General features: G+C 53.7%; 21 protein-coding genes. 16 read left to right on the forward strand and 5 right to left on the reverse strand.

What is annotated here, in order from left to right; all coding sequences use genetic code 11:
* The first annotated feature begins 22 nt into the window (after positions 1–22).
* Positions 23–1,126 carry a glucose-1-phosphate adenylyltransferase subunit GlgD gene (glgD, locus tag MKY59_RS11930; RefSeq protein WP_236419313.1) on the forward strand — a complete coding sequence of 368 codons (1,104 nt, stop codon included), beginning with the start codon at positions 23–25 and terminating at the stop codon, positions 1,124–1,126.
* A gap of 143 nt (positions 1,127–1,269) precedes the next feature.
* On the forward strand, positions 1,270–3,702 hold the full coding sequence (locus MKY59_RS11935) for a glycogen/starch/alpha-glucan phosphorylase (protein WP_339277759.1): 2,433 nt from the start codon (positions 1,270–1,272) through the stop codon (positions 3,700–3,702).
* Positions 3,703–3,997: 295 nt separating this feature from the next.
* Here MKY59_RS11935 and MKY59_RS11940 read toward each other — a convergent pair whose 3' ends face one another.
* A complete protein-coding gene (locus MKY59_RS11940; RefSeq protein ID WP_236419317.1) occupies positions 3,998–4,699 on the reverse strand; it encodes a pentapeptide repeat-containing protein in 702 nt (233 codons plus the stop codon).
* 188 nt (positions 4,700–4,887) lie between these two features.
* Here MKY59_RS11940 and MKY59_RS11945 point away from each other — a divergent pair, with 188 nt between their 5' ends.
* From MKY59_RS11945 to MKY59_RS11960, 4 genes are all read left to right on the forward strand, one after another.
* Positions 4,888–5,757, forward strand: coding sequence for an effector binding domain-containing protein (locus tag MKY59_RS11945; protein ID WP_339277761.1), 870 nt, complete (start codon positions 4,888–4,890; stop codon positions 5,755–5,757).
* A gap of 43 nt (positions 5,758–5,800) precedes the next feature.
* Entirely contained in the window at positions 5,801–6,256 is a 456-nt protein-coding gene (locus MKY59_RS11950; RefSeq protein WP_339277763.1) for a VanZ family protein, read from the forward strand.
* 159 nt (positions 6,257–6,415) lie between these two features.
* Positions 6,416–8,110, forward strand: a complete 1,695-nt coding sequence (locus MKY59_RS11955) for an alpha-glucosidase (RefSeq protein ID WP_236419323.1) — start codon at positions 6,416–6,418, stop codon at positions 8,108–8,110.
* 137 nt (positions 8,111–8,247) lie between these two features.
* Positions 8,248–8,940 carry a metal-dependent hydrolase gene (locus tag MKY59_RS11960; RefSeq protein ID WP_236419341.1) on the forward strand — a complete coding sequence of 231 codons (693 nt, stop codon included), beginning with the start codon at positions 8,248–8,250 and terminating at the stop codon, positions 8,938–8,940.
* Positions 8,941–9,161: 221 nt separating this feature from the next.
* Here MKY59_RS11960 and MKY59_RS11965 read toward each other — a convergent pair whose 3' ends face one another.
* Complete coding sequence (locus MKY59_RS11965) at positions 9,162–10,991, reverse strand: ABC transporter substrate-binding protein (protein WP_339277765.1); 1,830 nt, start codon at positions 10,989–10,991, stop codon at positions 9,162–9,164.
* 143 nt (positions 10,992–11,134) lie between these two features.
* Between MKY59_RS11965 and MKY59_RS11970 the strand changes: the two genes are divergently transcribed.
* The 5 genes from MKY59_RS11970 (at position 11,135) to MKY59_RS11990 (ending at position 17,815) form a co-directional block, all read left to right on the forward strand.
* Entirely contained in the window at positions 11,135–12,433 is a 1,299-nt protein-coding gene (locus tag MKY59_RS11970; RefSeq protein ID WP_339277766.1) for an MFS transporter, read from the forward strand.
* Positions 12,434–12,597: 164 nt separating this feature from the next.
* The gene (gene treC / locus MKY59_RS11975; RefSeq protein WP_339277768.1) at positions 12,598–14,355 is read left to right on the forward strand and encodes an alpha,alpha-phosphotrehalase; all 1,758 of its coding nucleotides are present in this window, start codon (positions 12,598–12,600) and stop codon (positions 14,353–14,355) included.
* Positions 14,355–16,370 (forward strand): PTS system trehalose-specific EIIBC component, encoded by a 2,016-nt coding sequence (gene treP, locus MKY59_RS11980; RefSeq protein WP_339277770.1) that lies wholly within the window; start codon positions 14,355–14,357, stop codon positions 16,368–16,370. Before treC ends, treP begins: the two co-directional genes overlap by 1 nt.
* A gap of 251 nt (positions 16,371–16,621) precedes the next feature.
* Positions 16,622–17,470, forward strand: coding sequence for a chemotaxis protein (locus MKY59_RS11985; RefSeq protein WP_339277772.1), 849 nt, complete (start codon positions 16,622–16,624; stop codon positions 17,468–17,470).
* Between the two features lie 81 nt (positions 17,471–17,551).
* A complete protein-coding gene (locus MKY59_RS11990; RefSeq protein ID WP_236419388.1) occupies positions 17,552–17,815 on the forward strand; it encodes a YkgJ family cysteine cluster protein in 264 nt (87 codons plus the stop codon).
* 187 nt (positions 17,816–18,002) lie between these two features.
* Here the strand turns inward: MKY59_RS11990 and MKY59_RS11995 are convergent, their stop codons facing one another.
* Positions 18,003–19,325: an MFS transporter gene (locus tag MKY59_RS11995; protein WP_339277773.1), complete on the reverse strand. Its 1,323-nt coding sequence runs from the start codon at positions 19,323–19,325 to the stop codon at positions 18,003–18,005.
* 104 nt (positions 19,326–19,429) lie between these two features.
* Entirely contained in the window at positions 19,430–20,116 is a 687-nt protein-coding gene (locus MKY59_RS12000) for an O-methyltransferase (RefSeq protein WP_236419407.1), read from the reverse strand.
* Between the two features lie 146 nt (positions 20,117–20,262).
* On the opposite strand from MKY59_RS12000, the gene MKY59_RS12005 reads away from it, so the two are divergent.
* Positions 20,263–21,168, forward strand: coding sequence for a LysR family transcriptional regulator (locus tag MKY59_RS12005; RefSeq protein ID WP_339277776.1), 906 nt, complete (start codon positions 20,263–20,265; stop codon positions 21,166–21,168).
* Positions 21,169–21,249: 81 nt separating this feature from the next.
* Here MKY59_RS12005 and MKY59_RS12010 read toward each other — a convergent pair whose 3' ends face one another.
* The gene (locus MKY59_RS12010) at positions 21,250–21,969 is read right to left on the reverse strand and encodes a YoaK family protein (RefSeq protein ID WP_339277778.1); all 720 of its coding nucleotides are present in this window, start codon (positions 21,967–21,969) and stop codon (positions 21,250–21,252) included.
* Between the two features lie 254 nt (positions 21,970–22,223).
* Here MKY59_RS12010 and MKY59_RS12015 point away from each other — a divergent pair, with 254 nt between their 5' ends.
* From MKY59_RS12015 to MKY59_RS12030, 4 genes are all read left to right on the forward strand, one after another.
* A complete protein-coding gene (locus MKY59_RS12015; protein WP_236419636.1) occupies positions 22,224–22,967 on the forward strand; it encodes a GTP pyrophosphokinase family protein in 744 nt (247 codons plus the stop codon).
* 44 nt (positions 22,968–23,011) lie between these two features.
* On the forward strand, positions 23,012–24,238 hold the full coding sequence (locus tag MKY59_RS12020) for a multidrug effflux MFS transporter (protein ID WP_339277780.1): 1,227 nt from the start codon (positions 23,012–23,014) through the stop codon (positions 24,236–24,238).
* A 328-nt stretch (positions 24,239–24,566) separates the two neighbouring features.
* A complete protein-coding gene (locus MKY59_RS12025) occupies positions 24,567–25,583 on the forward strand; it encodes an iron-hydroxamate ABC transporter substrate-binding protein (protein WP_339277781.1) in 1,017 nt (338 codons plus the stop codon).
* A gap of 144 nt (positions 25,584–25,727) precedes the next feature.
* The gene (locus MKY59_RS12030; protein ID WP_236419431.1) at positions 25,728–26,351 is read left to right on the forward strand and encodes a flavin reductase family protein; all 624 of its coding nucleotides are present in this window, start codon (positions 25,728–25,730) and stop codon (positions 26,349–26,351) included.
* The last annotated feature ends 37 nt before the right edge of the window (positions 26,352–26,388 follow it).

A 26,388-nucleotide genomic window follows, 5' to 3' on the forward strand; every position in this document is an offset into this window, starting at 1 on the left:
ATGACAGGGGACGGTGCAAGCGATGAAACCATTGATCGGCGTTATCAATCTGGACCACGAACTGGAAGAGCTGAAGGAATTGACGTACTTTCGCTGCGGTGCCGCGGTACCTTATGCCGGGCGTTACCGTCTGATCGATTTTGTGTTGTCCAACATGATGAATGCAGGCATTGAAAGCATCGGCGTATTTGTGCGCCGCAAATACCGGTCACTCATGGATCATTTGGGAGATGGCAAACCGTGGGATCTGGACCGCAAGCACGGAGGCATGTTCATCCTGCCGCCGGATTGGAACGATCCAACGGACAGCTCGCTGGGCGATTTGCAGCATTTTCACAACAATCTGGACTTCTTCCGTCGGGGAGCGGGCCAATATGTCGTTCATGCCGGCAGCCGGCATGTCACCAAGGCGGATTTGCAGGATGTTTATCAATTTCATATACGCAAAGGCGCAGACGTTACACTGGTTTGTAAAAAAGTAGACCGGCTGCTGCCTGAACACGAAGCTTGCATCAAGGTGGAAGATGACGGGGACGGCAATGTGCTGGACATTCACCAAGAAGCTGGCCACCCGAATATATATACAGAAATTTTCGTCATGGAAAAGGAGTTGTTCCTGCGCCAGGTGCAGCGATGCATCGAGCATGGCGAGAGCCATTTCTTCCGTGACGCGATCCAGAGGAATCCGGATGGCTTGAGCATTGCAGCGTACGCCTATGAAGGCTATCATGCCGTAATCAACTCCGTGGACAGTTACTACCGGAACAGCATGGAATTGCTGAATAACGGGCTGTATGAGCAATTGTTCAAGGAACAATCGGTGCATACCAAAATCAAATACGAAGCGCCTGCAAAATATTTGGATACCGCAGAGGTGAAGCATTCGCTGCTTGCGAACGGCTGCATCGTCGGCGGCGAAGTGGAGGATAGCATACTGTTCCGTGGCGTACATGTGGCCAAGGGGGCAAAAATCAAGGGTTCCATCATCATGCAGAAATGTTATATTGGTGAAGGAACCGTGCTCGAGAACGTCATTCTGGATAAAGACGTCAGGCTCAGCGGAGGGCAGACGTTGATCGGCAACGAGAATAGTCCTTACGTTTTGGCGAAAAGCACCAGCCTTTAAAATTCAGGCCGAACTTGCTGAACCTTTACAAAATAAAATCCTGCATATGCTTGGGAAAGACGAATGGAGGGCGGAGTTCATCCGGCGCACAGCGAGGCGAACCCCCTCCGCATATACAGGGTTTCACCGGGAGGAACCTACTTTTGTTTGACAATAAGGAAGCATTCAAAAGCATTTTTCAACGGAATCTGATCAGCAAATTGGGCAAACTGCCGGAAGAGGCAACGTTGGATGACGTATACCACGTGCTCGGGAGCATGATCCGTGAATACGCAGGCCATGATTGGGCGGCGTCGAATCAGGGATTCAAGCAGCGTCAGGATAAACAGGTGTACTACTTCTCGCTGGAATTCCTGATTGGACGTCTGCTCGGCAACAATTTGCTCAACGTGAATGAATTGGAGCTGGTACGCAGCAGCTTGGCCGAGCTGGGAATTTCGCTCGAACAGGTGGAGGAACAGGAGTCCGATGCAGGGCTGGGCAATGGCGGTTTGGGAAGGCTCGCGGCCTGTTTCCTGGATTCGCTGGCTTCGCTCGGTTATGCTGGCCATGGATGCGGCATCCGATATAAATACGGTCTGTTCGAGCAAAAGATCATCAATGGCAATCAGGTCGAACTGCCGGACAATTGGCTGGACAAAGGCAATGAATGGGAAGTGCGCCGTCCGGACAAAAAAGTGGAGGTTCAGTTCTGGGGTCGGGTGGAGGCGTACGAACAGGATGGCCGCATGCAGTTTGCCACCAGAGACGCGGAATCGGTCGTAGCCGTGCCTTACGATACCCCCATCATCGGTTACGGCCAGCCCCATGTGAATACGCTGCGGCTCTGGAGCGCCGAACCGAAGCGCGAAACTTCTTTGGATACGCCGTCGAACTACTACGGCTATCTGGATTACAGCCGGTCCGTCGAATCGATCTCGGAGTTTCTGTATCCGGACGATTCGCAGTACGAAGGCAAATTGCTGCGGCTCAAGCAGCAATACTTCATGTGTTCTGCCGGAGTGCAGAGCATTTTGCGCACGTTTAACAAACTAGATCTGCCGTATGACCGCTTACCGGACAAAGTCGCCTTCCATATTAACGATACCCATCCCACTCTGGTCATCCCGGAGTTGATGCGCATCCTGATCGATATTCAGGGTTACGGCTGGGATGAGGCATGGGATATTACAGTAAGGACCGTTTCATATACAAATCATACGACCCTGAGCGAGGCGCTGGAAAAATGGCCGGTGTCCATGGTCAGCAAGCTGCTGCCACGCATTTACATGATCATAGAGGAAATCAACAAACGGTTTTGCGCCATGCTGATCGAGCGTTATCCGGGAGATCAGAACCGCATCGAGCAGATGGCGATCATCGCGAACGATCAGGTACGCATGGCCAACCTGGCCATCGTCGGCAGTCACAGCGTGAACGGGGTGGCCGCCTTGCATACGGAAATTTTGAAAGAGCGCGAGATGGCCCCGTTCTATGCGCTCTATCCCGAGCGGTTCAACAACAAGACCAATGGCATTACCCATCGCCGCTGGCTTATGCATGCGAACCCGAAACTGTCCGCCCTCATTACGGATACGATCGGAACGGACTGGATCACGCAGCCGGGCTTGCTGAATGAACTGGTGCCTTATGCCGGGGATGCGGCTTTTCAGCAGCAATTCCATGCGATCAAGCGGGCCAACAAGGAGCGGCTGGCAGCATACATTCTGGATCATGCGGGAGTTACCGTGAATCCGGATTCGATTTTCGATGTGCAGGTCAAACGGCTTCACGGATACAAACGTCAGCTGCTGAACATTTTGCATGTCATGCACTTATACAATCGTTTGAAGCACGATGCTTCGTATGATCTCGTACCGCGCACGTTCATCTTTGGAGCGAAGGCAGCGCCGAGCTATTATTTTGCCAAAAAAATCATCAAGCTGATCAATACGGTGGCCGATACGATTAATCAGGATCGTTCGGTTCAGGACCGTTTGAAAGTGCTGTTTCTTGAAAATTATTCCGTCTCGTTGGCCGAAAAGATCATACCGGCTGCCGATGTCAGCGAACAGATTTCGACCGCAGGCAAGGAGGCCTCGGGTACGGGAAACATGAAATTCATGATGAACGGGGCGCTCACGATCGGTACGATGGATGGCGCCAACGTGGAGATGGCGGAGCAAGTCGAGGAAGAGAACATGTTCATCTTTGGTTTGCGTGCAGAAGAAGTGTCCGAATATTATCGTTCCGGGCAATATCGGCCGCGCGAGGTGGCACAACAGGACGAACGTCTCGGCCAAGTGGTGGAGCAGCTTGTGCATCCCGGTGCGTTCTGCTGCCGGGACGGCGAATTTTGGGATATCTACGACTCGCTGCTTGCCCATGGCGACGAATACTTCGTGCTTCGGGATTTCGCTTCGTACGCAGACGCGCACGCAGCCATTGATGCGGCATACCGGGATGTTCCTGCATGGACCCGCAAAGCGGTGTTGAATACGGCGAAATCCGGCATCTTTTCGAGCGACCGCACGATCAGCGAGTATGCCACCGATATTTGGGGCATTGAACCCGTGTCCGGATTTTGGAGAGGCTGATGCTAAGCGGTCCACATTGTTGAATGATGGAGCGTATGTCTAAATGTGGTGCATGTTCATATCCCCATATTTCAGCACGAGTTGTTATCGTGTACAGGAATATGGGGATCTTTTTGCCGGTTAACACGGGGAGGATCGGGATTCGGGTCGCCGGAATCATTTGAAGGTATTGGCAGGTTGATGAGCTCGTTCAATTGGAAAGCGTGTCCCTTTTGCATCCACCTTTTGCATCAACGCAAAAAATGCTCTCTAAGCACGAGTGCATTTTCGTTTCCGATAGGGTGGAATGACTCAGTCATTCATCTTTCACCACAAGGCCAAAGATTTTGGTGAAAAGGATGGCCTGCGGGGGCGAGATGATGCAGCCTTGCAGATCTTCCAGCGTAATGCCGAGATTGTGGAATTCGCAGGTGCTGATGTCGATGTCCCGCAGCGGGGTGCTGGAAAACTGGGCTTTGTCGATATTGATCTCGTGCAGCCTGACCTTGCTCAGCGTGGCACTGTAGAAATCCGCTTGGGTAAACGAACTGTTTTCCATGGCGACCTGTTTCAGATTGGCAAAACGGAAGGTCGAATAATCGGCCAGGCAATGCGTGAACCGGATGTTGCGGAGCGTTGAACCCAACAGGTCGAGCCCGACCATTTTGCAATGGATGAAATGGGTGCGATGCATGATCGCATCGGTCAGGTTCACGTTGGACAGGTCGCATTGCTCAAAGATGACGTCGGTGATCTCCGCTCCGGGCAGGGAAACGTCGTCGAAAACGATATGTTTGAAATGCGTTTGCTCCAGCATCACTTTACCCGCTTCGCCCCCGGATATCGTTCCGTTTTCATACAAGCCAGGCAGGATGGTGCCTTCGTCATGAAGAATAAGTGAGTCTAAAGAGCGCGGCTCAAGCTGGCGCGGCAGTTTGGGGCGCTGGATTTTCATTTCGGCTGCTGCCGCTGCCGGCGAGGCGAGCGAAGTCGCTGGTGGACGGGATTTTCGGCTCATGTCGGACTCCTTTGCATTGAAATAGAATTCGGACGCGCGATACATATCCTGTTATTACCATAACAGCAGAACGGATGTTTGCCAATACAGGTTCGCACGCAAAATCAAAAAACGCGTTAAACCATCGGCCATAATGATGTAGAGATCGTTAAACCCATTCGTCCGATACAGAAAGGAACCAATTTGGTATGGACCATTACACCAGAATTCAGCTCGCCATTCACTATTTGGAGCAGCACTTGCAGGAGGAATTCGACATACGGGCCACGGCTGCGGTTGCCGGGTTCTCGGCCTTCCATTTCCAGCGGCTGTTTCAAGCCATTACGGGATTCACTGTGCTGGAATACGTTCGCAGGAGGCGACTGTCCGAAGCGGCACGCCATTTGCGCGAATCGGAGCACGGGATTCTGGATATTGCGCTTGCATGGGGGTATCAATCCCAGGAAGCATTCACGCGTGCATTTGCAGGACATTGGGGGATGACACCTGCGCGGTTTCGAAAAATGCAGGAGGAGCCTTGTTCCTTGAAGAGCCAGTCGGTCATTGATTTTAACGATTATCGCTCACGGCTTGGAGGAGATATGTATATGAGAGCACCCCGTTTATTAACGCTGAATCCGATCCGGATTATCGGCTACGAGTACATGACCAACCTGAACAATGACCAGCATTATTCGGAAATCCCCGGGTTCTATCAGGAGTTCGGCGCATCGCAGAAATTTATGGACATCCCCGAACGGTCGCGTCCCGATCTGGCGTATGGCGTTGCGTGCCGCTTCGCCGACGATGGCGGGTTCTCGTTCATCGTCGGCGAGGAGAGCGGGGCAGCCGATGGGCAGAACCTGAAACCGGGTTTCACCTGGATAGAACTTCCCGGGGGCCTATATGCCGAATTCACGGTCGAAGGGTCGGGACAGGATATCCGCAAAATGATCTATGGCAGCTGGCTGCCCCAATCCGGTTATGAACGCAGGGAGGGACCGGACTTCGAAGTGACGGATGTATGGAAATCCACGCCGCAGCAGTTGGACATGAAAATCTATATTCCGCTAAAATGAAGTCACCGGTTTGTTGAAAATTCAGGCAGAAAGGACTTCGCCCATGCCAAAGAAAACATGGACAGGCTCACGGAGATGGACGCTTTGCGTTGCGCTGTTTGCCGCTGCCTACCTGCTGTTCATGGGCAATCTGCTGTTCGCGAACGGAAGGGTGCCGGGAGAAAGCTATCGATACAATCTCATTCCGTTTGAGACGGTCAAACCGCTGCTGCTGGAAAAGCATAAATTTACGACCGAAGCTTGGGTGAAAAACCTGTTCGGCAACATCGTATTATTTGTCCCCCTCGGCTTATGGATTCCCGTTCTGTTTCGCAGCTTCCGGACGTTTTTCCGGTTCACGGCAGCGGTGATCGTGCTGCTGCTTGCGGTAGAATTTACCCAGCTGCTCACCCGCGTCGGGACATTTGACGTGGATGATCTCATGCTGAATACGCTGGGTGCTTGGCTGGGCTATGCGATGTGCAGAGGGTGGGTCAGATTAAGGTTCGGCTCGCGGTGATGAAATACCGAAATTAGGCCTCTGCCCGGGAGGTCTTTTTTTCATGCATTCATAAGGGGGTGTTTATACACCAGGCATTTCGGCTAAAACATAATCAAGGGCATCCGATCAGCTCGCGGAGTTCACGCTCCTATGTTGATTTGCAATCGTTGAAATGAGGTGGCGGTTATCGTTTGGTGGAAGGAAAGCGTCGTATATCAAATCTATCCCATCAGCTTCAAGGATTCCAACGGAGATGGGCAAGGTGATTTGCAAGGCATCATTGAAAAAATGGACTATTTGGTTTCGCTCGGCATCGACGTCATCTGGATCTGTCCGATCTATGAGTCGCCGGGCCACGACAATGGCTATGATATCAGCGATTATTATTCGATCATGCGCAAGTTCGGAACGATGGACGATTTCGATCGTCTGCTGGAGGAGGCCCATCGCCGCGGGCTCAAGATCATGATGGACCTGGTGCTCAACCACACGTCGGACGAGCATCCCTGGTTCGTGGAATCGCGTTCCTCCAAGGAAAATGCAAGGCGCGACTATTACATTTGGCGTTCGGGCAAAAACGGGCAGGTACCGAACAACTGGGAATCGTATTTCAGCGGTTCGGTGTGGAAGCATGATCCGGAAACGAACGAGTATTACCTGCATCTTTATTCCGAGCATCAGCCCGACCTGAACTGGAACAATCCCCAGATGGCACAAGAGATGTACGAAATGGTGCATTGGTGGCTGGAAAAAGGGGTCGACGGCTTCCGCTTCGACGCGGTTGCCCATATCGCGAAGGCCGAAGGATTGCCCAGCGCGCACAATCCCGGTAATCTGCCGGTCGTCCCGGCATATCAACTGTTTTCCAACCTGGAGCAGGTGCATTCCATCCTGAAACAGTTGAACGACAACGTCCTCAAACCTTACGGCCCGATGACTGTTGGCGAAACGTCGGGGCTGGGACCTGAGCAGGCTTTGGCGTATGTGGGCACAGACCGGGACGAATTGAACATGGTGTTCCAGTTCGAGCACATGTTCGTGGACGCCCAATCCTCCGGGACGGGAAAGTGGGAGTACCGCAGCTGGAAGCTGCCCGAGCTTAAAGAAATCATGAGCCAGTGGCAGACGGTGCTGCACGGCCGGGGATGGAACGCCAATTATATGGGCAATCACGACCAGCCGCGGCCGGTTTCGCGTTTTGGCGATGACGGCAAGTACCGGGTTCGATCAGCCCAAATGCTGGCTGTCTGGATGCTCACGCTGGAAGGCACGCCGTACATCTTTCAGGGCGAAGAGATCGGCATGACCAATATTCGGTTTTCCGAGATCGACCAGTATCGCGACATTGAAACACTGAATTATTATCGGCAGCAAATCGGTCAGGGCAGGCCGAAGCATGAGGTCATGGAGGCGATCTGGCGCAAAAGCCGGGATAATGCCCGCACACCCATGCAGTGGGACGATACGGAATATGCCGGGTTTTCGGAAGCGGAGCCATGGATTCAGGTCAATGACAATTACAAGGAGATCAATGTGGCAGAGGCGGAGCTTGATCCGCAATCTGTTCTGCATTTTTACCGCAAAATGATTGCGCTTCGAAAAAAGCACCGCGTGCTGATTTATGGAGAATACGAACTCCTGCTGCCTGATCATGAGCACATTTACGCGTATACCCGCTCGTTGGAGAACGAGCAGATGCTGATCATCCTCAACTTCAGTTCCGAGGAGCCGGTCATGCAATGGCCGGAAGGATGGAGCGAAGGAGAAGCCAAGCTGCTGATCAGCAATGTCGGCAAACGCTATTCCACAGAGGAAGGTGCCATCCTGCTGCAGCCTTACGAGGCCAGGGTATATCGGATGAACAAGGCATGAAAGGTGCCGGCGTTGTCGCTTTTGCGCTTAAAAGGCGTTTTGCACTATAATAAGTAGTGAGTTTGCCGCAAATGTGGCGACAACGTTGGGTACTGGCCCGCAACTCTCAAATTCACTCAGGTCGGGAGGCTTCAGCAATGTTAAACATTACTTATCATGGACACTCCAGCGTTCAACTGGGCACGGAAGGGAAGTCTTTGCTCATCGATCCGTTCCTGCGCGGCAATGAACTGGCCGTTACGAAGCCGGAGGACGTCAAAACCGATGTCGTTCTGCTGACTCATGCACATACGGATCACATCCTGGATGCAGAACCGATTGCCAAGGCCAATCAGGCCAAAGTGGTGGCGATCGTGGAGCTGGCTACATACATGTCATGGAAAGGGCTGGACACGATCGGCATGAACATGGGCGGAACGGTGGATCTCGGCTTTGCGCAGGCGAAAATGATCCAAGCTTTCCATACGTCGGGCATTGTGCTCGAAGAGGAGCAGCGGATCATGTATGCGGGCGTTCCCGCGGGTTACATCATCAACATCGGGGGCAAAACGGTCCTGCATGCCGGCGATACATGCCTGTTTGGCGACATGAAAATGATCGGCGAGCGCCACTCGATCGACGTGGCGTTTATACCGATCGGCGGCCACTACACGATGGGGCCGGAAGATGCCTTGCAGGCTGCGGAGTGGTTTAATGCCAAGCTGACCATTCCGGTGCATTACGATACGTTCCCGGTCATTCGCCAGGATGCCGAACGCTTCGTGCAGCAATTGGCTGCCAAAGGACGGGAAGGACGCGTCATGGCACCGGGGGACTCCATCACCTTGTAAGGGCTGTAGAATGGATTCGGGTGAACATCCCCAGAATGCGTTTAAAAGGCGAATATCACGTCAGCAATTTTGGCGGATGTTCGCCTTTTTTTCGGATTGAGGTGCCAAAATGAGCATGAAGGAACGGCAACAGCAACATCGAGCGGGCTGTTCAACGGTTGCCTTTTCTCACGCTTCTATGATCATGCGAAAGGGTGGCCATCTCCGGGATCGGTCCGTTCCTAAAGTGCATCTCCGTGCTTGATCCATACTTGAGACAGGTCGATCAGGCCGAAAGAGTCCATTTGCAATCCTTGCAGCGCAGGATGCAGATGGTTTTTTTTGTGGGTATGGCTTCCGTGCAGCAGCCAGAGGTTTTCCTTTAATAGCTGCTCTGCGCGCAGCAGGATGTTCCAGCGTTCCTGCTCGCCTTGCTGCACGAATCCTTCGAGGAGCGTTCCCAGCTGCCGCAGTTGCTCCACCTCCAATAAATGATGGATGTAGTTGGAGCGGTTCATGAAGAAGCTGAACATTCCCCACTGCAGATCTTTTTCCAACAGTTCGTCCGCCTGCATGATGTCCGCCTCCTGCTGAATCCATGATGAATCCACTTGCTGCATGGGATGGAGCGACAGGTGGATGCCCATGTCGGCGCAGCGCTGCCTAAGCCACTCTGCCTCGGAAGTTTCCTCCTCTTTAGCCAGAAAAAAGAGACGGATTTCCTGCCCGTTATACCCGCTTTGTTGAAGTAATTTGCGTACCTCGTCGGATGAAAAGGTTGGAAATGGCGCCGTTTCGCTAACTTCCGGCAGGAAGCTGTCGGCAGGGCGCATCGTATTTTTTCTTAACTGGCTAACCAACGCTTTCTGATCGTACAGCATGCGTATCACCTGCCTGAATGCGCGGTTATGCTGGATGCCCGGCCTGTGGAAATTAAACAGCAGATAGCGGGCACCGTGGGCTATGGGGAGCATGGTGCGCTGCCATTCCGTCGTTTGCGGCCAATGAACGCGCTCAGCTTGTTTGCCCGAAGTTTCCAGGCTCGTGCCGGGGCCCGGAGTCCGGGGATCGGGCAGCATGTAGTGTCGTTCGTTCGTGTACACATCCGGCAGGAACCAGAGTTCCACCCGGTCGAGCAGCGGGCGAAGGCCGTAATAGCCGTCAAAGGCGTCCAGGCGCAGCATTTGCTTGTCCTGCTCCGCGATGCGGTATGGCCCTGTTCCGATCAACCGGCTTTCCCCGGGCATCCAATCGGAAGGCAGGATGGACATCTGTATGGAGCCTGCGAAATGAAGCCAGAAGCGATTGCTTCTGTGGAAGCGGAATTCAACGGCATAATCCCCATGCAGCTGAACGTTTTTCACGTACTGGCTCTCCGTATACGGCCCAGGCAATGCATCGCGCAGCCGTTCCCAGGTGGAACGTACATCTTTCGAAGTCAATTCATGGCCGTGGTGGAAGGACACCTTTTTGCGCAAGTAGAACGTCCATGAGGTGTAATCCCCGTTATGTTCCCAGGCATGGGCAAGACGTGGAACGAAGCGCTGTACGTCGGGTTCGTATTCCACAAGCGTGCTGCATATATTATCGATCAGGTAGGCTTCGAATACGGTAAACACCGCATGAGGGTTCAGCGATTTCAGTTCTCGGTTCTGCATGACCCGCAGCACATCGAGCGGTGCTCCGGACGCGGTTTCTACCCGCAATCCCAGCTGGCGGGCAATTGTGGATTGCGCCATTTGCTTTACGGAGAGAGGGAGCGACGCATCGGATGCAAGCGCGAAGGCGTCTTTGAAACGCGATTCCAGCAGCAGGGAATGCAGTACGGGAAGGACCACGTCTGCGGGTTCGCCAATCAGGGCAAGCCTCGACGGGTTTCCCCTCCCACGGCCGGGCTGCCAACGGATATATTGCTGCTGCTCAAGCTTGCGCAGCACAAGCTTGACGTTTCGCGGCGTGCAGTGAAACAGCTTGGCAAGCTGTTCGATCGTGACGGCATACGAGCCGTCCGGAGCAGTATCGCTATGCTCCCGAAGCTGATGAAGCTGCATGTAATATTCATGAATTTGCATGGATAGATCTCCTGTTATGGGATAAAAGGTGAAATTACGTTGCAATAAGGTACACTTTTTATTCTCCTTTTGCCAGATACAATTATACATGAGAGCGCCACGATGCGCTCGACCTTGTATGTACTTGGCAAAGGAGAATGAACATGAGCTTGAAGCAATTGCACCCCACGATACGTATTCGGATTTTGACGGTATTCATGACACGAACGATCGAAGCGATGATTTTTCCGTTCATGGCCATTTATTTTTCGGAAAAGCTGGGAGAGAAAACGGCTGGCCTGCTGATGGTCTTGCTCATCGTTTTGCGTATAGCCGCAAGCTTCTGGGGTGGGTACCTGGCAGATCGATATGGACGGAAAAAAGTACTGATCTATGCCGAAGGCGTGCTGTTTGCGGCCGCTGTGCTGATGGCGGCAGCCAATGCGCCGGGGATCGATTCGGTCTGGCTGACCTTTGCCATGGTCATGCTGCATGGGGCGGCGAACGGCATTGGAGCTCCTGCGGCGGATGCCATGCTGATCGACGTCAGCACGCCGGAAACGAGAACGCTGATGTACAGCATCAATTATTGGGCCATCAACCTGTCGATCACGCTCGGCACGGCCATCGGCGGGTGGATGTTTAAGGATTACCGGTTTGAGCTGTTTATGGCCATGGCTTTGGTGAGTCTGTGCATCCTTCTGTTGACCGCGTTTCGGGTGAAGGAGACATATCAACCTCGACCGATGCAGGGGAAGCGGGGAATGCGCTTTAGGGGGGCGGCAATGATGCTCCAAACGTACCAGTCCGTTTACAAGGACAAACGTTTTATGGCATACAGCCTTGGCATGCTGCTGTTGTTATCGACCGAGTTTCATCTCACCCAATATATCGGCGTCCGATTGGAACGAGAGTTTGTTCCCCTTACGGTAGATCTTCCTTTCCTGCCTGCGATGGAACTCCATGGCATCCATATGTTTGGGCTGATCCAAATGGAGAATACGATTCTGATCGTGGTGATGGCGCTGGGCATCAATGCATTGCTCAAACGTTATGACCGGCCATGGCAGCGGGTGAAATGGCTGACGCTGGGTTCGGTGGCGTACGTTGCGGGTTTTGCGGTCATCGCCTATACAAACGAGCCGTTGCTGCTCGCGTTGTTCATGCTGGTTGCCACCGTCGGAGAGCTGATTCACACGCCCTTGCGCCAGCGGGAGCTGGCTGAAATGGTCAGCGTGGAAGCACGCAGCTCCTATATGGCCGTGAACGGCATGATGATGCAGGGTGCGCGCATGATTGCCGCAATGGGCATTACCGTCGGCGCTTTTCTGCCGTCCGCCGGCATGGCTGGGCTCATATTTGCCATCGGTATGACGGGTACGTTGTTGATTAGGCGAGTTGTTGCCAAGCCGCTGAGGGAGTTTTCCCAACCGGAGAAGACGATGCGGAAATATGGAACTTAAAAGACTCGCTGCATTAATCAAAGGGGACCGGCGTAAATTCCGATGACTGCGGGCTGCGATGCCTTCCATACGAAGAGGTTGGTGTTACGGTTGCCCGGTTTTTGGGGTAAGGGATACCAGAGGCGGAAAATATAACACCCCCACACGGAAATGGAGGCGGCAGCATGAGTTCGGAAAACACAGCACTCTCATCGTGGTGGAGAACGTCCACGGTGTACCAGGTATATCCCAAAAGCTTTAAAGACACCACAGGCTCTGGCACGGGAGACATCCCCGGCCTGATCGAAAAATTGGACTATTTGCACGATTTGGGGATCGATATCGTCTGGCTGCAGCCCGTATACATATCCCCGCAGCGGGATAACGGCTATGATGTAGCCGATTATTACCGAATCAATCCCGAATATGGCAGCATGGAAGATATGGATGCGCTGCTGGAAGGGCTTGACGCACGGGGCATGAAACTGATGATCGACATCGTGGTGAACCATACGTCCACAGAACATGAATGGTTCAAACAGGCCCGCTCGTCCCGGGACAACCCGTATCGGGACTACTACATTTGGCGTGACCCTGCGCCGGACGGCGGCGTGCCGAACAACTGGCAGTCCAAGTTCGGGGGCCCGGCCTGGCAGTATGACGAACAAACAGGGCAGTATTTTCTCACCTTGTTCGACAAAACGCAGGCGGATCTGAATTGGGAAAATGAGCAGGTGCGTTCGGAAGTGCGGAAAATGCTCAAGTTCTGGGCGGATAAGGGTGTGGCCGGTTTCCGCATGGACGTGATCAACCTGATCTCGAAGGATCAGCGCTTTCCCGACGATGACGGCAGCGTGCCGCCCGGGGACGGACGCCGTTTTTACACGGACGGCCCAAAGGTGCACGAGTACATTCGCGAAATGTACGAGGAGGTATTCGGGCCTTACCAGCTGGTTACGGTAGGGGAGATGTCGTCCACGACGCTGGAGCATTGCATCCGGTATTCCAGGCCGGAGTCGCGCGAATTTTCGATGACGTTCAGCTTTCATCATTTAAAGGTGGACTATCCAAACGGGCAGAAGTGGGAGCTGATGCCTTACGATTTCGAGGCGCTGAAGCGACTGCTCAGCGATTGGCAGACAGGCATGCAGGCGGGGGGAGGCTGGAATGCATTGTTCCTGAACAATCACGATCAGCCCAGGGCGTTGTCGCGCTTTGCCGACGATGGCGAATATCGGACGGAAAGCGCGAAGATGCTGGCGACGACCCTTCACGGACTGCAAGGAACTCCATACGTTTATCAAGGGGAAGAGATCGGCCTGCCGAATCCGGTATGGCAGGATGCGAGCGAGTTCCGGGACATCGAGTCCACGAATATGTTTAAGCTGCTGCAGCAAGAGAGCGGCAAGTCGGCTGCCGAGGCGTTCGAGATCGTAAAAACGCGTTCAAGGGACAACTCGCGCATACCGATGCCATGGGACGACACCGAGCATGCGGGATTCACGACAGGCACGCCTTGGATCAAAATCGATGAACGATACCCCGAGTTGAATGTGAAAAGACAATTGGCCGATCCGGAATCCGTGTATTACCACTACCAAAAATTAATTGCCTTGCGCAAGCAAGTGCAGGTGCTGACGGATGGATTGTACGAACGGCTGGATGAAGGGCATCCGGAGGTGTTTGCCTATGCCCGCTCGAACGGGAAGGAAACGCTGCTGGTCGTTTCCAGCTTCAGCAAACAGCAATCCCGCTTCCGGTTTCCGGAGGAGGTCTGGCAGGCGCATGTGGCAGACAAGCGGCATGAACTGCTGATCGGCAATACGAAAGCGATTCCCGAACTGGAACCAACGCTTTGCCTTGAGCCTTTTGCATCTTACATGTGGCTGATTTCCCAAGAGGAACCGCCCACGAATCACGGCACAGGAAAGGAGCGAAGCTGATGGATCGCAAACAAGTCGAAGATATCGTGAAAGCGGTCGGGGGCAAAGAAAACATCGAAGCAGCCACGCACTGCGTGACGCGATTAAGGTTTGCCCTCATCGACGAAAGCAAGGTCGACAGCGAGGCGCTTGACCGGAACGACCTGGTCAAAGGGCAGTTTTCCTCGCAAGGCCAATTCCAGGTGGTCATCGGGCCCGGTCTCGTAGACAAGGTATACGATGAGATGATCGGGATTACGGGCGGCGACCGTGCTTCCAAGGACGACGTAAAAGCCGCCGCGGGCAAAAAACAGCATCCGATCCAGCGCGCCATCAAAACGCTGTCGGACATCTTTATCCCGATTCTGCCGGCCATTATTACGGCAGGTTTGCTGCTCGGGATCAACAACATTTTGACCGGCCCCGGCATCTTTTTCGATGAGCGTTCACTCGTTGACGTTTATCCGGCCTGGAAGGATCTTGCATCGATCATCAACACCATCGCAAGCACGGCGTTTACGTTTCTGCCTGCGTTGATCGGCTGGTCGGCCGTGACGAGATTCGGCGGAAGCCCGCTGCTGGGGATCGTGCTGGGTTTGATTCTGGTGCATCCCGACCTGCTCAGCGCTTACGGGTATGCCGATGCGGTCAACGAAGGCACCGTGCCGACCTGGAACCTGTTCGGCTGGGAAATCGAGAAGATCGGCTATCAAGGTCAGGTGCTGCCTGTGCTGGTATCGGCGTATTTGCTGGCCAAGCTGGAGACGTTCCTGAACAAAAGGGTTCACGATTCGGTGAAACTGCTCGTCGTTGCGCCTGTTACGCTGCTGATCACCGGATTTCTTGCGTTTACGATCATCGGTCCGGTCACGTTTGCGATCGCAAACGCGATTACGGACGGACTCATGTATATCTACAATTCGTATGCGGCCCTTGGCGGATTGATCTATGGCGGATTGTATGCGCTGCTGGTCATTACCGGCATGCATCATACGTTTCTGGCCGTGGACGTGCAGCTGATCGGCAGCCAGGGCGGTACCCTTCTATGGCCGATGCTGGCTTTATCCAACATCGCTCAAGGTTCAGCCGCATTGGCGATGATGCTGGTGCTGCGCGAACGTAAAATGCGCGGCCTTGCCGCCACGTCTTCGATCTCTGCTTTCCTAGGGGTCACCGAGCCGGCAATCTTCGGCGTGAACATCCGTTACAGATATCCGTTTATTTTCGGGATGGTCGGTTCGGCCATCGGCGGCGTGCTGCTGACGATGAACGACGTTCAGGCCACGTCGATCGGCGTGGGCGGCGTGCCCGGATTTCTATCCATTTTTCCGAATAAATGGGGTGTGTTCTTCATTGGCATGGCGATCGTGCTGATCGTGCCGTTTGTGCTCACGGTGGTCTTTGGCAGGATGAAGGTCCGAAGGGAAGGGCGTGTCGCGAACGCTTCGGCAACTTCGGAAGCACAGGCAGAAACGGCAACCGCGCCGACAACCGAAACCGGGCGGGCCGAGGTATCGCAGGCCGCGGCAAACGGCGGTGAACGCGAAAAAAACGCAAACGACGAATCGATTAACGTGCTTGAAGTACGTGCACCGCTAAGCGGTACGGCCGTGCCGCTGGAACAGGTGCCTGATGCGGCATTTGCGGAGAAGCAGATGGGAGACGGGGTCGCGATCGAACCTTCCGGCAGCAGCGTGGCAGCTCCGTTCGATGCGCAGGTCGCCCACGTCATCAAGAGCAAGCATGCCGTCATTTTGGAGCATGCGAGCGGGGTGCAGATGTTGGTCCATGTCGGCATCAATACCGTTTCGCTCAAGGGCGAAGGCTTCCGAGTGCATGTCCAGGCAGGAGACCGCGTCAAGGCAGGACAAACGCTGCTGGAATTCGATCGCAATGTGATAGAGGCTGCCGGCTATCCGCTCATTACCCCGATCATCGTGCCGGATGGACAGGATATGGTGGAGCGGGTAGAGTCGTTTACGGGCAGTGTCGTTCACAATCGTGAAGACGTACTCCATATTCATCTGAAAAAATAAAAGAGTTTAACCGCAGTCGTACGCAGGCGAACCGGATGGGAGCATATGATTCCCAAGCCGGTTCGTTTTGCGTTGCCGGCATGGTACACTTAGGAACAAGGATGAAGAATCACGAATGTTCGTCCAGCTTCTCAGCAAGGACCGGAATGTCATTCGGGACGGAATGTGCATGTTTGTCCCGTTTCGCTCATAAGGTTCAACAAACGCCGATCAGGACACATGAATCGATGGAATAGCGGAGGAGGAGTGCCATGACACGCGTGGCGGTAATGGTCATTCACGGACTGGGCATGCAAAAGGAGGATTATGCCGATACCTTGATCTCCCGGCTGAACAAAGAATTCGATCAGGTCATGGTATTGCCTGGGGCGGCTGCCGCCTGCCTCGATATCGAGCCGGTGTTTTGGGCGGATGTGTTTGCCGAAAAAGAGGAGGAGCTTTACCAAAAGCTTGTCAAGGACCAAGGGTTGAATTATCAGCTTTTGCGCCGCTTCATCATTCACTATCTGGCGGACGCCGTGGCTTATCAGCCTGTAGAAAACCATGGGCATCATTACGATGCCGTACATGCCACGTTATCCAGAGCCATGCACGCCTTATCCGGCCGCAATGGCCCGGAAACGCCGCTTTGCGTCATCGCACACAGCTTGGGGGCGGTGATCGCCAGCAATTTTTTCTATGATCTGCAATTTCCTTCCGACCGGGTGCCCAGCATCATTGATCCCAATTCTGCGCTGGAACGCGGAGATACGTTAACCGCCTTTTATTCCTTTGGAACAACGCTGCCGCTCTGGAGCCTGCGATATCACGAATTCAATCGGCCCATTGCCGTGCCGTCTCCCCTGGCGGATACCTATCTTCCAGGCATATCAGGGGAATGGGTGAACTTTTATGATCGGAACGATATTTTGGGTTATCCGCTCAAACCGATCGATCCTGCCTATGAAGCGGCAGTCAAGGAGGACATCGAGATCCATGCGGGAGGATGGCTTGTCCAATGGAGTCCGCTTAGCCACAGCGGTTATTTTGACAGCAGTACGATGAATCGCAGGATTGCGCAAGGGTTGGCACGGATCTGGACATGGGTGAATCGATCGTAGCCCCAGACGGGACAGTTGTACGGTTGATCGACATATGAGGAGAAAGCAGGTACAGCAAACATTTAAAGGAGGCGAGATGACATGGAATGCAGGACAGGTTGCGCCGCATGCTGCATCGCTATTTCCATCAGTTCACCGATTCCAGGTATGGAAGGCGGCAAACCTGCGGGGGTACGCTGCGTGCAGCTGACGGATGACAACCGATGCCGCTTGTTTGGGCGCGAGGAACGGCCTGCCGTATGCGGCGAGCTGCAAGCTTCGATGGAGATGTGCGGCAGTACGGACCAGGAGGCATTCGACATTTTGACCTGGCTGGAACGGGAGACGTCCCCCATCGGACAATAGGACTGAAAACACTCCTGTAATGATCATGACCAAAGAGCATCCTTCGGCACGTTCCGGGGATGCTCTTTGGTCATGCCTGAACAATAAAACGGATCGTCACGCTGGGTGTGGGCCTGTGGATCTTTTCATTTGGCGTGACTCCCATGGTTAGTTACTACTTCTGACTGGAAAATGGCCCATGCATTGTTTATGTGTTGAATTTGTACAGGCTCTTGGCCGAAGGTTTGGGCTCTCTGAACATCATGAAGTATAGCAAGGACGAGAGCACGTATAACCCGCCCGTAATGCTGAACGTGACGGCATACCCCCAGTATGTTCCGTACGTGGTGACCAGATAAGATTGCACAGGGCCCATCGTGGCCCAGCCGATCATAAAGGCGGTTTGCATCAGGGAATTGGCAATGCCGCGCCGCTCGTCGGATACTTTGTCCACAAGGATCGCCGAGTGGATCGGGTTGGCCGCATTCATGAGCGCTTGCCGGAACAAGAAGCTCACCGAAGCAACGAACAGCAGGTTGGTGAAACCGGTCAGCAGCAGAAACGGCAGCGACATGACCTGAAAGAGCACGACGGCACGAACGCTGCCAACTTTGGCTGCCAGCGTAGGTCCGATGAGCATCGACACAATCGTCATGATCTGCCCGAGCGAAATAAGCAGACTCATGCCGCTCACGGATACCGAGAAACGGTTGGTGAAATACAGGTTCAGGTAAGGCACGACAAGTCCGGAGCCAAAGCCGATCAACAGCTGCGTAACAACAAACTGACCGATCAGTCGAGAATCCTTCTTGAGCATTGCCTTCTCAGGGTTGATCGATGCTGGATGACGATCCTTGTATCCGGACGTGTCCGGTCCAGCTGCAGAAGAAAGCGGCTCAGGCTCGGAAGCCGAAGGCAGCTCCTTGTTTTCCGTGACAAATAACAGCGGGATGAACGCAGCAAAGGTGGCGATGCCGCCAGCGATCAGCACGGTCTGCAGACCGGCGACCTTGGCCATGCCCATGGAATGAAACAGATCGGCAAGCACTCCGCCGCCCAAGCTGCCGAGCACCTGTGAAGCCAGAACCAAGGATGAATAATAACTGAACATTTTGAGCCGTTCGCTCTTTTTCACGTTTTCGGCCAGAAAAGGAATGGCCAGCACCTGAAACACGGCTGCGAACAGGCCGGAGCATACCGCGAACCACATCTGGCCGCTATCCGAGTAGTCGAACGAGCGCCCGACCAAAAAAATGCCGCTGAACAGCGCGCCGGCAATCAGCAGCAGCTTGCGGCTGAAGCGGTCGCCGCACAGCCCGATCGGCACGAACATGATCGCCGTTGCGAGCGATTGCACGCTAATGATTTGGCCGTTCATCGTATCGTTGTAGCCAAGCCCCTGAATATATAAGTTATACAGGACGGAAAACATGCCGTTTCCGATCTGGTACAGCAGGCTTGCCAGAAAAAAAAGCTGGATGTTGCGGGACCAACCCCGAATTTCAGATGTAATTTGTCGTGGAATTCTCAAGCCTTCTCCCCCAGTCATCTCCCATGCGATCATTCAAGTGTAACAGGATTAGGGGGATTTCGGAACAATTGACCGGTGTTTATTTTTCGGGGCGGGTCACGGCATCAGATTACGCGTGCTATGACAAAGCCGTCATATCCTTTGCTGCCCACGGTTTGCAATGCCGTTGCTTCCAGACGGGGGTGATTTCCGATCATGTCCAGGAAGGTACGCACGCCTTGCACGCGCGGATCGGTACTGTGTTTATCGGCAACTTCGCCGTTTCGGACGACGTTGTCTCCAACGATCAGGCTGCCCGGACGGGTCATGCGCAGTGCCCACCGGAGATAGTCCGGGTTACTCGGTTTGTCCGCGTCGATAAAAACGAAGTCAAAGGGCTCGCGGTAGTCTTCGCACACGTCCGGCAAGGTCGTTAGCGCAGGTCCGACGCGCATGTCAACTTTGCCTGCGAGTCCTGCACGCTCAAGATTGGTGCGAGCGACCTCGGCGTGATGGGGCTCCGATTCCAATGTGACGATCCGCCCATGCTCCGGCAGTGCCCGAGCCATCCAGATCGTGCTGTATCCGCCCAACGTGCCGATTTCCAGCACGCGTTCGGCATGCTGAATGCTCAGCAGCAGCTGCAGCAATCGTCCCTGATTCGGGGTTACGTCAATGGTCGGCAAGTCGGCCTGGGCATTGGCAAGCAGTGCTTTTTCCAACAAAGGATCAGACGGGATCAGGATATGATTGAGATATTCGTCAACTTGCGTCCAGGTTTGCTGTGAGACAGATTCATGCGGATGGTTCATGGCTCATCTTCCTTTCTGCGAGCAAAGAAGCTGTTTTTGTTTTCCTGATACCACTATATCGCTTGATTGAATATAAATAAAATATATATTATATATGTAAACATATATTAAAGTTATGGTTGAAAGGATGTAAGGAGGCCCAAAGGATGAATCTGCACGGGTTGCGATTGTTTCATGCTGTCGTCAAGCACGGCGGCATTACGAGGGCGGCGGAGGAACTCAGCATTAGCCAACCGGCCGTTTCTTCCCAGCTTCGCAAGTTTGAGCAGGAACTCGGAGTTACGCTTTTTGTTGCCGTAGGCAGAAAGAGGGAGGCCAGCGACGCGGGAAAACAACTGATGGAGTATGCGGAACGGCTGTTCAAGCTGGAGCAGGAAGTGGACGGCTATGTTGCGGGTATTCGCTCAGGCAAAAAGGGACTCGTCCGGATTACGGCAACGTATCTGCCTTCCAATTTTTTGCTGCCAGCCTGGATTGCCCGTTTCAAGCAATTGTACGAAGACGTGGAATTGGTGATCAGCACGACCAACACCCGAAAAGCGTTCGACGAGCTTCTCAGTTATGAAGCCGAAGTAGCGCTGTATGGCGGAAGCGGAATTTCGCAACCAGGCGTGCATTGGGACGAGTTGTTTGAAGACGATATGTGGTTCGTGGTCCATCCGGATCACCGGTATGCCGGGCAGGAGGTGGAACTTGGCGATATGGTGGCAGAGCCGTTCATCATGCGCGAGGAAGGCAGTGCGACGAGGGAGCGTTTATTTTCCCTGTGCAGTACGTTTAATGTGGCGGCGCCCCGCATCGCGCTGCAGTTCAACGGACTCAACGAAACCATCAGTGCTGTCAAAGCGGGGTACGGAGCCAATTTCATATCTTCACTGGTGGTGAAGGAGGATGTGAGGCACGGGAGGCTGGCCCGCGTGCGGGTAAAGGGCGTACATTTGAAAAACAAACTGGCCGTCTGTACCCGGGCCGGGGAGAAGCTGTCTCCCGCCGCCCAACATCTCGTGGAACTGATCCGGCAGGAGGCAGCCAAGCTGCATCGGAAAGAGTGATGAACCCCGGCACATGCTTATGCCGGTGGAATCCAACCTCGTGCTTGGACTGTAGATGCCAGCTGCTTCATGCGTAGTCCGTTAGTTGCCCGAACCGGATGGTTGCCGCCGATCCGAGCCAAAGCCCGTTCGGGCCCGGATCGCAACGCCGCCGACGAGCAGAACGGGCAGCCAGACTGCCGCTTTCGGAACATGGTGGAACAAAAATGCTGCGATGATGACGCCTGTCAAATAAATGGCTACGGCCATAACGCGCAGGCTGTCGTCTCCTGACAGACGGTTTCGCGCAGTCTCTCTGTCCACCTTGCCGAAACGCCGGAACATGTTGGCCGCGTCTTCGACGACCGCAGCCAAATTGTTGGTCAGCACCGTCGTCGAAATGCCGGCCATGCCGATTTTGCGGGCTGCCGTCGTCTGCATGCCCATGGCTGCGCCGAGCACAACAATGACCAGACCCGGCCAGTGCGTGCTGAAGTGAGTCATCATAACGATCGCAAAGAAAAGCAGCAGCAGGCTTTCCGCGATCAATACACGCGTAACGCGTTTGGACCAGCCGCTTTGGCCCGGACCGATCAATTTTGCCGCAAATGCGTTGCCTGCGATAAAACCTGCCAAAGCGAGCAGGGAGCGGATCACGACGATTTCCTGGGCATGGGCAATCGCGATGCCGAGCAGCACGATGTTGCCTGTCATGTTTGCCGTGAGCACGTGTCCAAGTCCAAGATAACCGATAACGTCAGCCATCCCGGCTGCCATACATAGGGATAATAGAGCGAATTTTTGCTGAGCCGTTCGGGACATGCCAATCTTCCTTTCCTGAGAAGCGGTAACCATTCAAGTATACCGCAATGAGGCCCAAAATAAAGGCTGGTGCAAACTGTCGGTGATCTCTCTAAAGCAGGAAGGAGAGGGCGCATCATCGGCCTTGGCGGGGAGCTGGATGACGCTGTAAATTCGTTTATTGGCTCAAGATGTTTTATAATAGAGCGGGAGAGAAGCGTGCTGGCTTGTCTCCAAACCATTTTGCGTGCTTAAAGAAAGGAAGAGCTATCATGATGAACGCTCCAAATCCGATTGACCAGTTCAAGAAGTTTAAATACGAAATTACGAGATTTATGATGATCTATAAATTCGCCCTGGATCAGATGGAAACGAAAATCGAGGTGCTGAAGGAAGAATTCCAGTCGCTGCATGACTACAGCCCGATTGAGCACACCAAGTCCAGACTGAAATCGCCAGAGAGCATCATGAACAAAATGTTCCGCAAAAATCATGAGCTGACGTTCGAGAGCATCAAAAAGAACATCAAGGACATTGCGGGGGTGCGCATTACCTGCTCGTTCATTTCCGACATTTACCGGATCAAAGATATGTTATGCAACCAAAGCGATCTGCGCGTGCTGGAAGTAAAGGATTACATCAAAAACCCGAAACCGAACGGCTACCAAAGCTTGCACCTGCTGGTGGAAATTCCGGTCTATATGTCCAACGGGGAAGAGCGCGCCTGCGTGGAAATCCAGATTCGTACCATCGCCATGGATTTCTGGGCCAGCCTGGAGCACAAAATTTTTTATAAATACAACAAAGAAGTGCCCGAGCGTCTGCTCAAGGAACTGAAAAGCGCGGCCGATTCGGCGAATGCCCTGGATCAACAGATGGAACGGCTGCATAACGAAATCCAGGAGATCAAGGATGCCGAGAGCGAACGCGACGAAGAACAGATGCGGCGCATCATCATCAACAATCAGCAGTTTACGCTGCCTTCCAATTTGCTGAGATTGCTCGGAGACGGGGAATAGCACAAGCAGGAATGGTGACCGCGGAAAGGAATTTGTAACAATTGATGAAAAAAACGTTGGTTTCATTAACTCCACAGCCTGCGTCGCGGGTACGCATGGCACTGATTTTGGGAACCTTGTCCGCCTTTGGACCGTTGTCCCTCGATATGTATTTGCCTGCGCTGCCCGTGCTGGCCGAGGATTTTCAATCTTCGCCGTCCTATGCCCAGCTTAGCCTGACGGCCTGCATGGTAGGTTTGGCCGCAGGGCAGCTGCTGGCCGGACCGATGAGCGACGTTCGCGGACGACGCACACCTCTTATTTTCGGACTGATTCTATATACGCTCGCCTCCGTGCTGTGTCTGGTTAGCCCAACGATGGGTTCGTTCATCGTACTGCGGTTCATCCAGGGAGCTGCCGGGGCTGCCGGCATCGTCATCTCCCGCGCGGTGGCCAGGGATGCTTACGAGGGACCGGAACTGACCCGGTTTTTCTCGCTGCTGATGCTGGTTAACGGGGTGGCTCCAATCGCGGCGCCTGTTATCGGCGGGCAATTGCTCGCATTTACGTCATGGAGAGGCGTATTCATATTGCTGTCGCTGATCGGAGTCCTCACGCTGCTTGCCGTCATTTTCGGTTTGGGCGAAACGCTGCCGGCCGAACGCAGGTCGAGCGGCGGCCTGAAACAAACGCTGTCGACCTTCGGCAATATTACGCGTGACCGTCTGTTCATGGGTTATGCCTTGACGCAAGGTTTTGTGGGTGCAGGCATGTTTGCGTACATATCGGGTTCGCCGTTTGTCCTGCAAAAGGTGTACGGCATTTCTCCGCAGATGTTCAGCCTTTGCTTCGCCATTAATGGGCTGGGCATCATCATCGCCAGCCAGGTGGCCGGCCGTTTGGCTGGAAAGGTGAGCGAAACGCGTTTGCTCGTCGCCGGATTGGCCATGGCCGTGGTCGGAGGGATTTCCCTGCTTGTGGCGATATTGCTGGGTGGACCGCTGTTCAGCGTGCTGATCCCGCTGTTTTTGGTCGTATCCAGCGTCGGGCTTGTCAACACCGCTTCCTTTGCGTTAGCCATGGCCAATCAGGGGAAATCCGCAGGCAGCGCTTCAGCGCTGATCGGCGTCATGACGTTTTTGTTCGGCGGGCTTGTGGCCCCACTCGTCGGTTTGGGCGGGGAAGGAACGGCGGTGCCGATGGCGATCGTCATTGCCTGTGCGGATCTGGGCGCATTGCTGATCTATGCATGGATGGTCGGTGCTCGCAGCAAGGTAGCGTCCATCCGCTAAACGAAAAGCGTTCCAACTGGCAGCCTGGTCTGCCTGTCGGAACGCTTTTTTTCTCGGCAAAGCGCAAACAAAACCTGCGTGTTGGGCAGCATACCCGTTGTCGGGAAAAGACGGAAACCGAGAACAAAGCCGAATCGATGGATCAACGGCCTTCTCCCCGGACGCCAATGGAGCGGGATTGACAATTTAGTTGATAACAATTATCATTGTCAATGGGTTTGGACAAGAATGATGTACATATAGGAATATATGTGATTAGAACAATCCTGTCCCAATTTCGCATAATCACATTCCAATGTTCGGGGTCATATAGAAGGGGGTCACTACCTTGTTCGGAAAAAAACAAAAGATGATCATGCTGCTGATTACGGTCATGGTCATGTCCATCTGGCTGGCAGCATGCGGGTCGAAGCCGGCAGAGAACGGCGCGGCAACCGGTGAAAATTCGTCGACAGCCACAGAGAACAATACCGCTTCCGAAGGAGAAACGAAGACTGAAGCTCCTGCAGAAAAAACGATGACGGACGCCATGGGTCACGAAGTCGTCATTCCGGCCCATCCGGAGCGCATTATCGCCTCTTATCTGGAAGACCATTTGGTAACGCTTGGCGTGAAACCTGTTGCTCAATGGTCCGTGACCAATGGCACCCAGGATTACTTGGCTAAGGATCTGGACGGCATTCCGACGATTTCCTTCGATCTTCCTTTTGAGGAAGTAGCGGGTTACAGCCCGGATCTGATCATTATCGGTTCGGAGAGCCAGGTTGAAGGCGGCAAATATGAACAATACAGCAAAATCGCTCCGACGTATGTGCTTGGCGACGAAATCAACAGTGATTGGCGCAAAGCGCTGCTGAAAATCGGCGAAATTTTGAACAAGAGCGCTGAAGCTCAAAAAGCGCTTGATGACTATGATGTGAAAGCCAAAGAATACAAAGAAAAAATCAATGCGGTAACCGGGGGTACGAAATCTGCTGCAGCAGTTTGGCTGGTGGGCGGCAAGTTCTTCATCGTCAGCGACAATGTATCCAGCGGTGAAGTGATGTACAACGAGCTTGGCTTGTCCGAGCCTGACGTGGTGAAAGAAATTTCGGCTACGGCTACAGGCAACTGGTCCTCGATTTCGTTGGAGAAGCTGGCAGAGATGAACGTGGACTACCTGTTCTTTGTGAACAGCGACAAGGATGCGGGGGCAGAAGCGCTGAAAGATCCAGTGTGGCAGAGCATCCCGGCGGTGAAAAACGGCAATCTCTTCGAATTTACGCGTTCCAGCAGCTGGCTGTACAGCGGTTTGCAAGCCAACACGCAAATCATGGAAGATATTCAAAGCAGCATCGTAAAATAAGATGTGTTTCCTGCATGAACGGAACAAACAAAGCGAACTCCTTGGCGCATGACGCCAGGGAGTTTTTTGCGCGAAATGGCCGAATCCCGGCAGCTGCATGTATAATGGTGAGACCATCACTACAGGCCAAGAAAGGAAGATCACATGACACATACTTTAGATCCACAGCAATTGACGCAGAAGGAAAATTACAAACTGATGAGCGGATCGGTCGTGCCTCGTCCCATTGCCTTTGTCACAACGAGGACAGAGGACGGGCAGACGATCAATGCCGCGCCGTTCAGCTTTTTTAATGTGGTGAGCTCCGATCCGCCGATTCTGTCGATATCGATTCAGCGCAAGGCAGGGGGCATGAAGGATACGGCAAGGAACGTGCTGGCCGGCAAGGAACTCGTTGTGCACATTTGTGACGAATCGATCGTCCCGGACATGAACGAAACGGCAGCGCTGCTCGAGCCGCATGAGAGTGAGCTTGAGCGGACCAGCCTGACGACCGTACCGAGCAAGGCTGTAGATGTGCCCGGCATCGCCGAGGCATTGATCCGCATGGAGTGCCGCCTGCATCAGCACATTCCGATTTTGAATGATGAAGGCACAGTGGTCACTGACCTGCTGCTTGTGCGGATCGTTCAATATCATTTTGACGAGAAGGTATACGATCCGTCGACCGGGTACATTTTGATGGACCACTTGAAGCCCGTGAGCCGGCTAGCCGGAAACGATTATGCCAAGCTTGGCGAGCGGTTTACGGTGGTAAGACCGGTATAGTTTCAGCGTTCGGATCATGCATCCGAAACGAGAAACA

The sequence above is a fragment of the Paenibacillus sp. FSL W8-0426 genome (genome assembly GCF_037969725.1).
GTDB lineage: Bacteria > Bacillota > Bacilli > Paenibacillales > Paenibacillaceae > Paenibacillus > Paenibacillus hubeiensis.

Coding starts and splice junctions, on each gene's coding strand:
- MKY59_RS11965 (WP_339277765.1), bottom strand. CDS start 10,991: ATGCAAATTCATGAATATTACATGCAGCTTCATCAGCTTCGGGAGCAT.
- MKY59_RS11970 (WP_339277766.1), top strand. CDS start 11,135: ATGAGCTTGAAGCAATTGCACCCCACGATACGTATTCGGATTTTGACG.
- MKY59_RS12000 (WP_236419407.1), bottom strand. CDS start 20,116: ATGAACCATCCGCATGAATCTGTCTCACAGCAAACCTGGACGCAAGTT.
- MKY59_RS11940 (WP_236419317.1), bottom strand. CDS start 4,699: ATGAGCCGAAAATCCCGTCCACCAGCGACTTCGCTCGCCTCGCCGGCA.
- treC (WP_339277768.1), top strand. CDS start 12,598: ATGAGTTCGGAAAACACAGCACTCTCATCGTGGTGGAGAACGTCCACG.
- MKY59_RS12015 (WP_236419636.1), top strand. CDS start 22,224: ATGAACGCTCCAAATCCGATTGACCAGTTCAAGAAGTTTAAATACGAA.
- MKY59_RS11990 (WP_236419388.1), top strand. CDS start 17,552: ATGGAATGCAGGACAGGTTGCGCCGCATGCTGCATCGCTATTTCCATC.
- MKY59_RS12005 (WP_339277776.1), top strand. CDS start 20,263: ATGAATCTGCACGGGTTGCGATTGTTTCATGCTGTCGTCAAGCACGGC.
- MKY59_RS12020 (WP_339277780.1), top strand. CDS start 23,012: ATGAAAAAAACGTTGGTTTCATTAACTCCACAGCCTGCGTCGCGGGTA.
- MKY59_RS11945 (WP_339277761.1), top strand. CDS start 4,888: ATGGACCATTACACCAGAATTCAGCTCGCCATTCACTATTTGGAGCAG.
- MKY59_RS11960 (WP_236419341.1), top strand. CDS start 8,248: ATGTTAAACATTACTTATCATGGACACTCCAGCGTTCAACTGGGCACG.
- MKY59_RS11950 (WP_339277763.1), top strand. CDS start 5,801: ATGCCAAAGAAAACATGGACAGGCTCACGGAGATGGACGCTTTGCGTT.
- MKY59_RS11985 (WP_339277772.1), top strand. CDS start 16,622: ATGACACGCGTGGCGGTAATGGTCATTCACGGACTGGGCATGCAAAAG.
- MKY59_RS12030 (WP_236419431.1), top strand. CDS start 25,728: ATGACACATACTTTAGATCCACAGCAATTGACGCAGAAGGAAAATTAC.
- MKY59_RS12010 (WP_339277778.1), bottom strand. CDS start 21,969: ATGTCCCGAACGGCTCAGCAAAAATTCGCTCTATTATCCCTATGTATG.
- glgD (WP_236419313.1), top strand. CDS start 23: ATGAAACCATTGATCGGCGTTATCAATCTGGACCACGAACTGGAAGAG.
- treP (WP_339277770.1), top strand. CDS start 14,355: ATGGATCGCAAACAAGTCGAAGATATCGTGAAAGCGGTCGGGGGCAAA.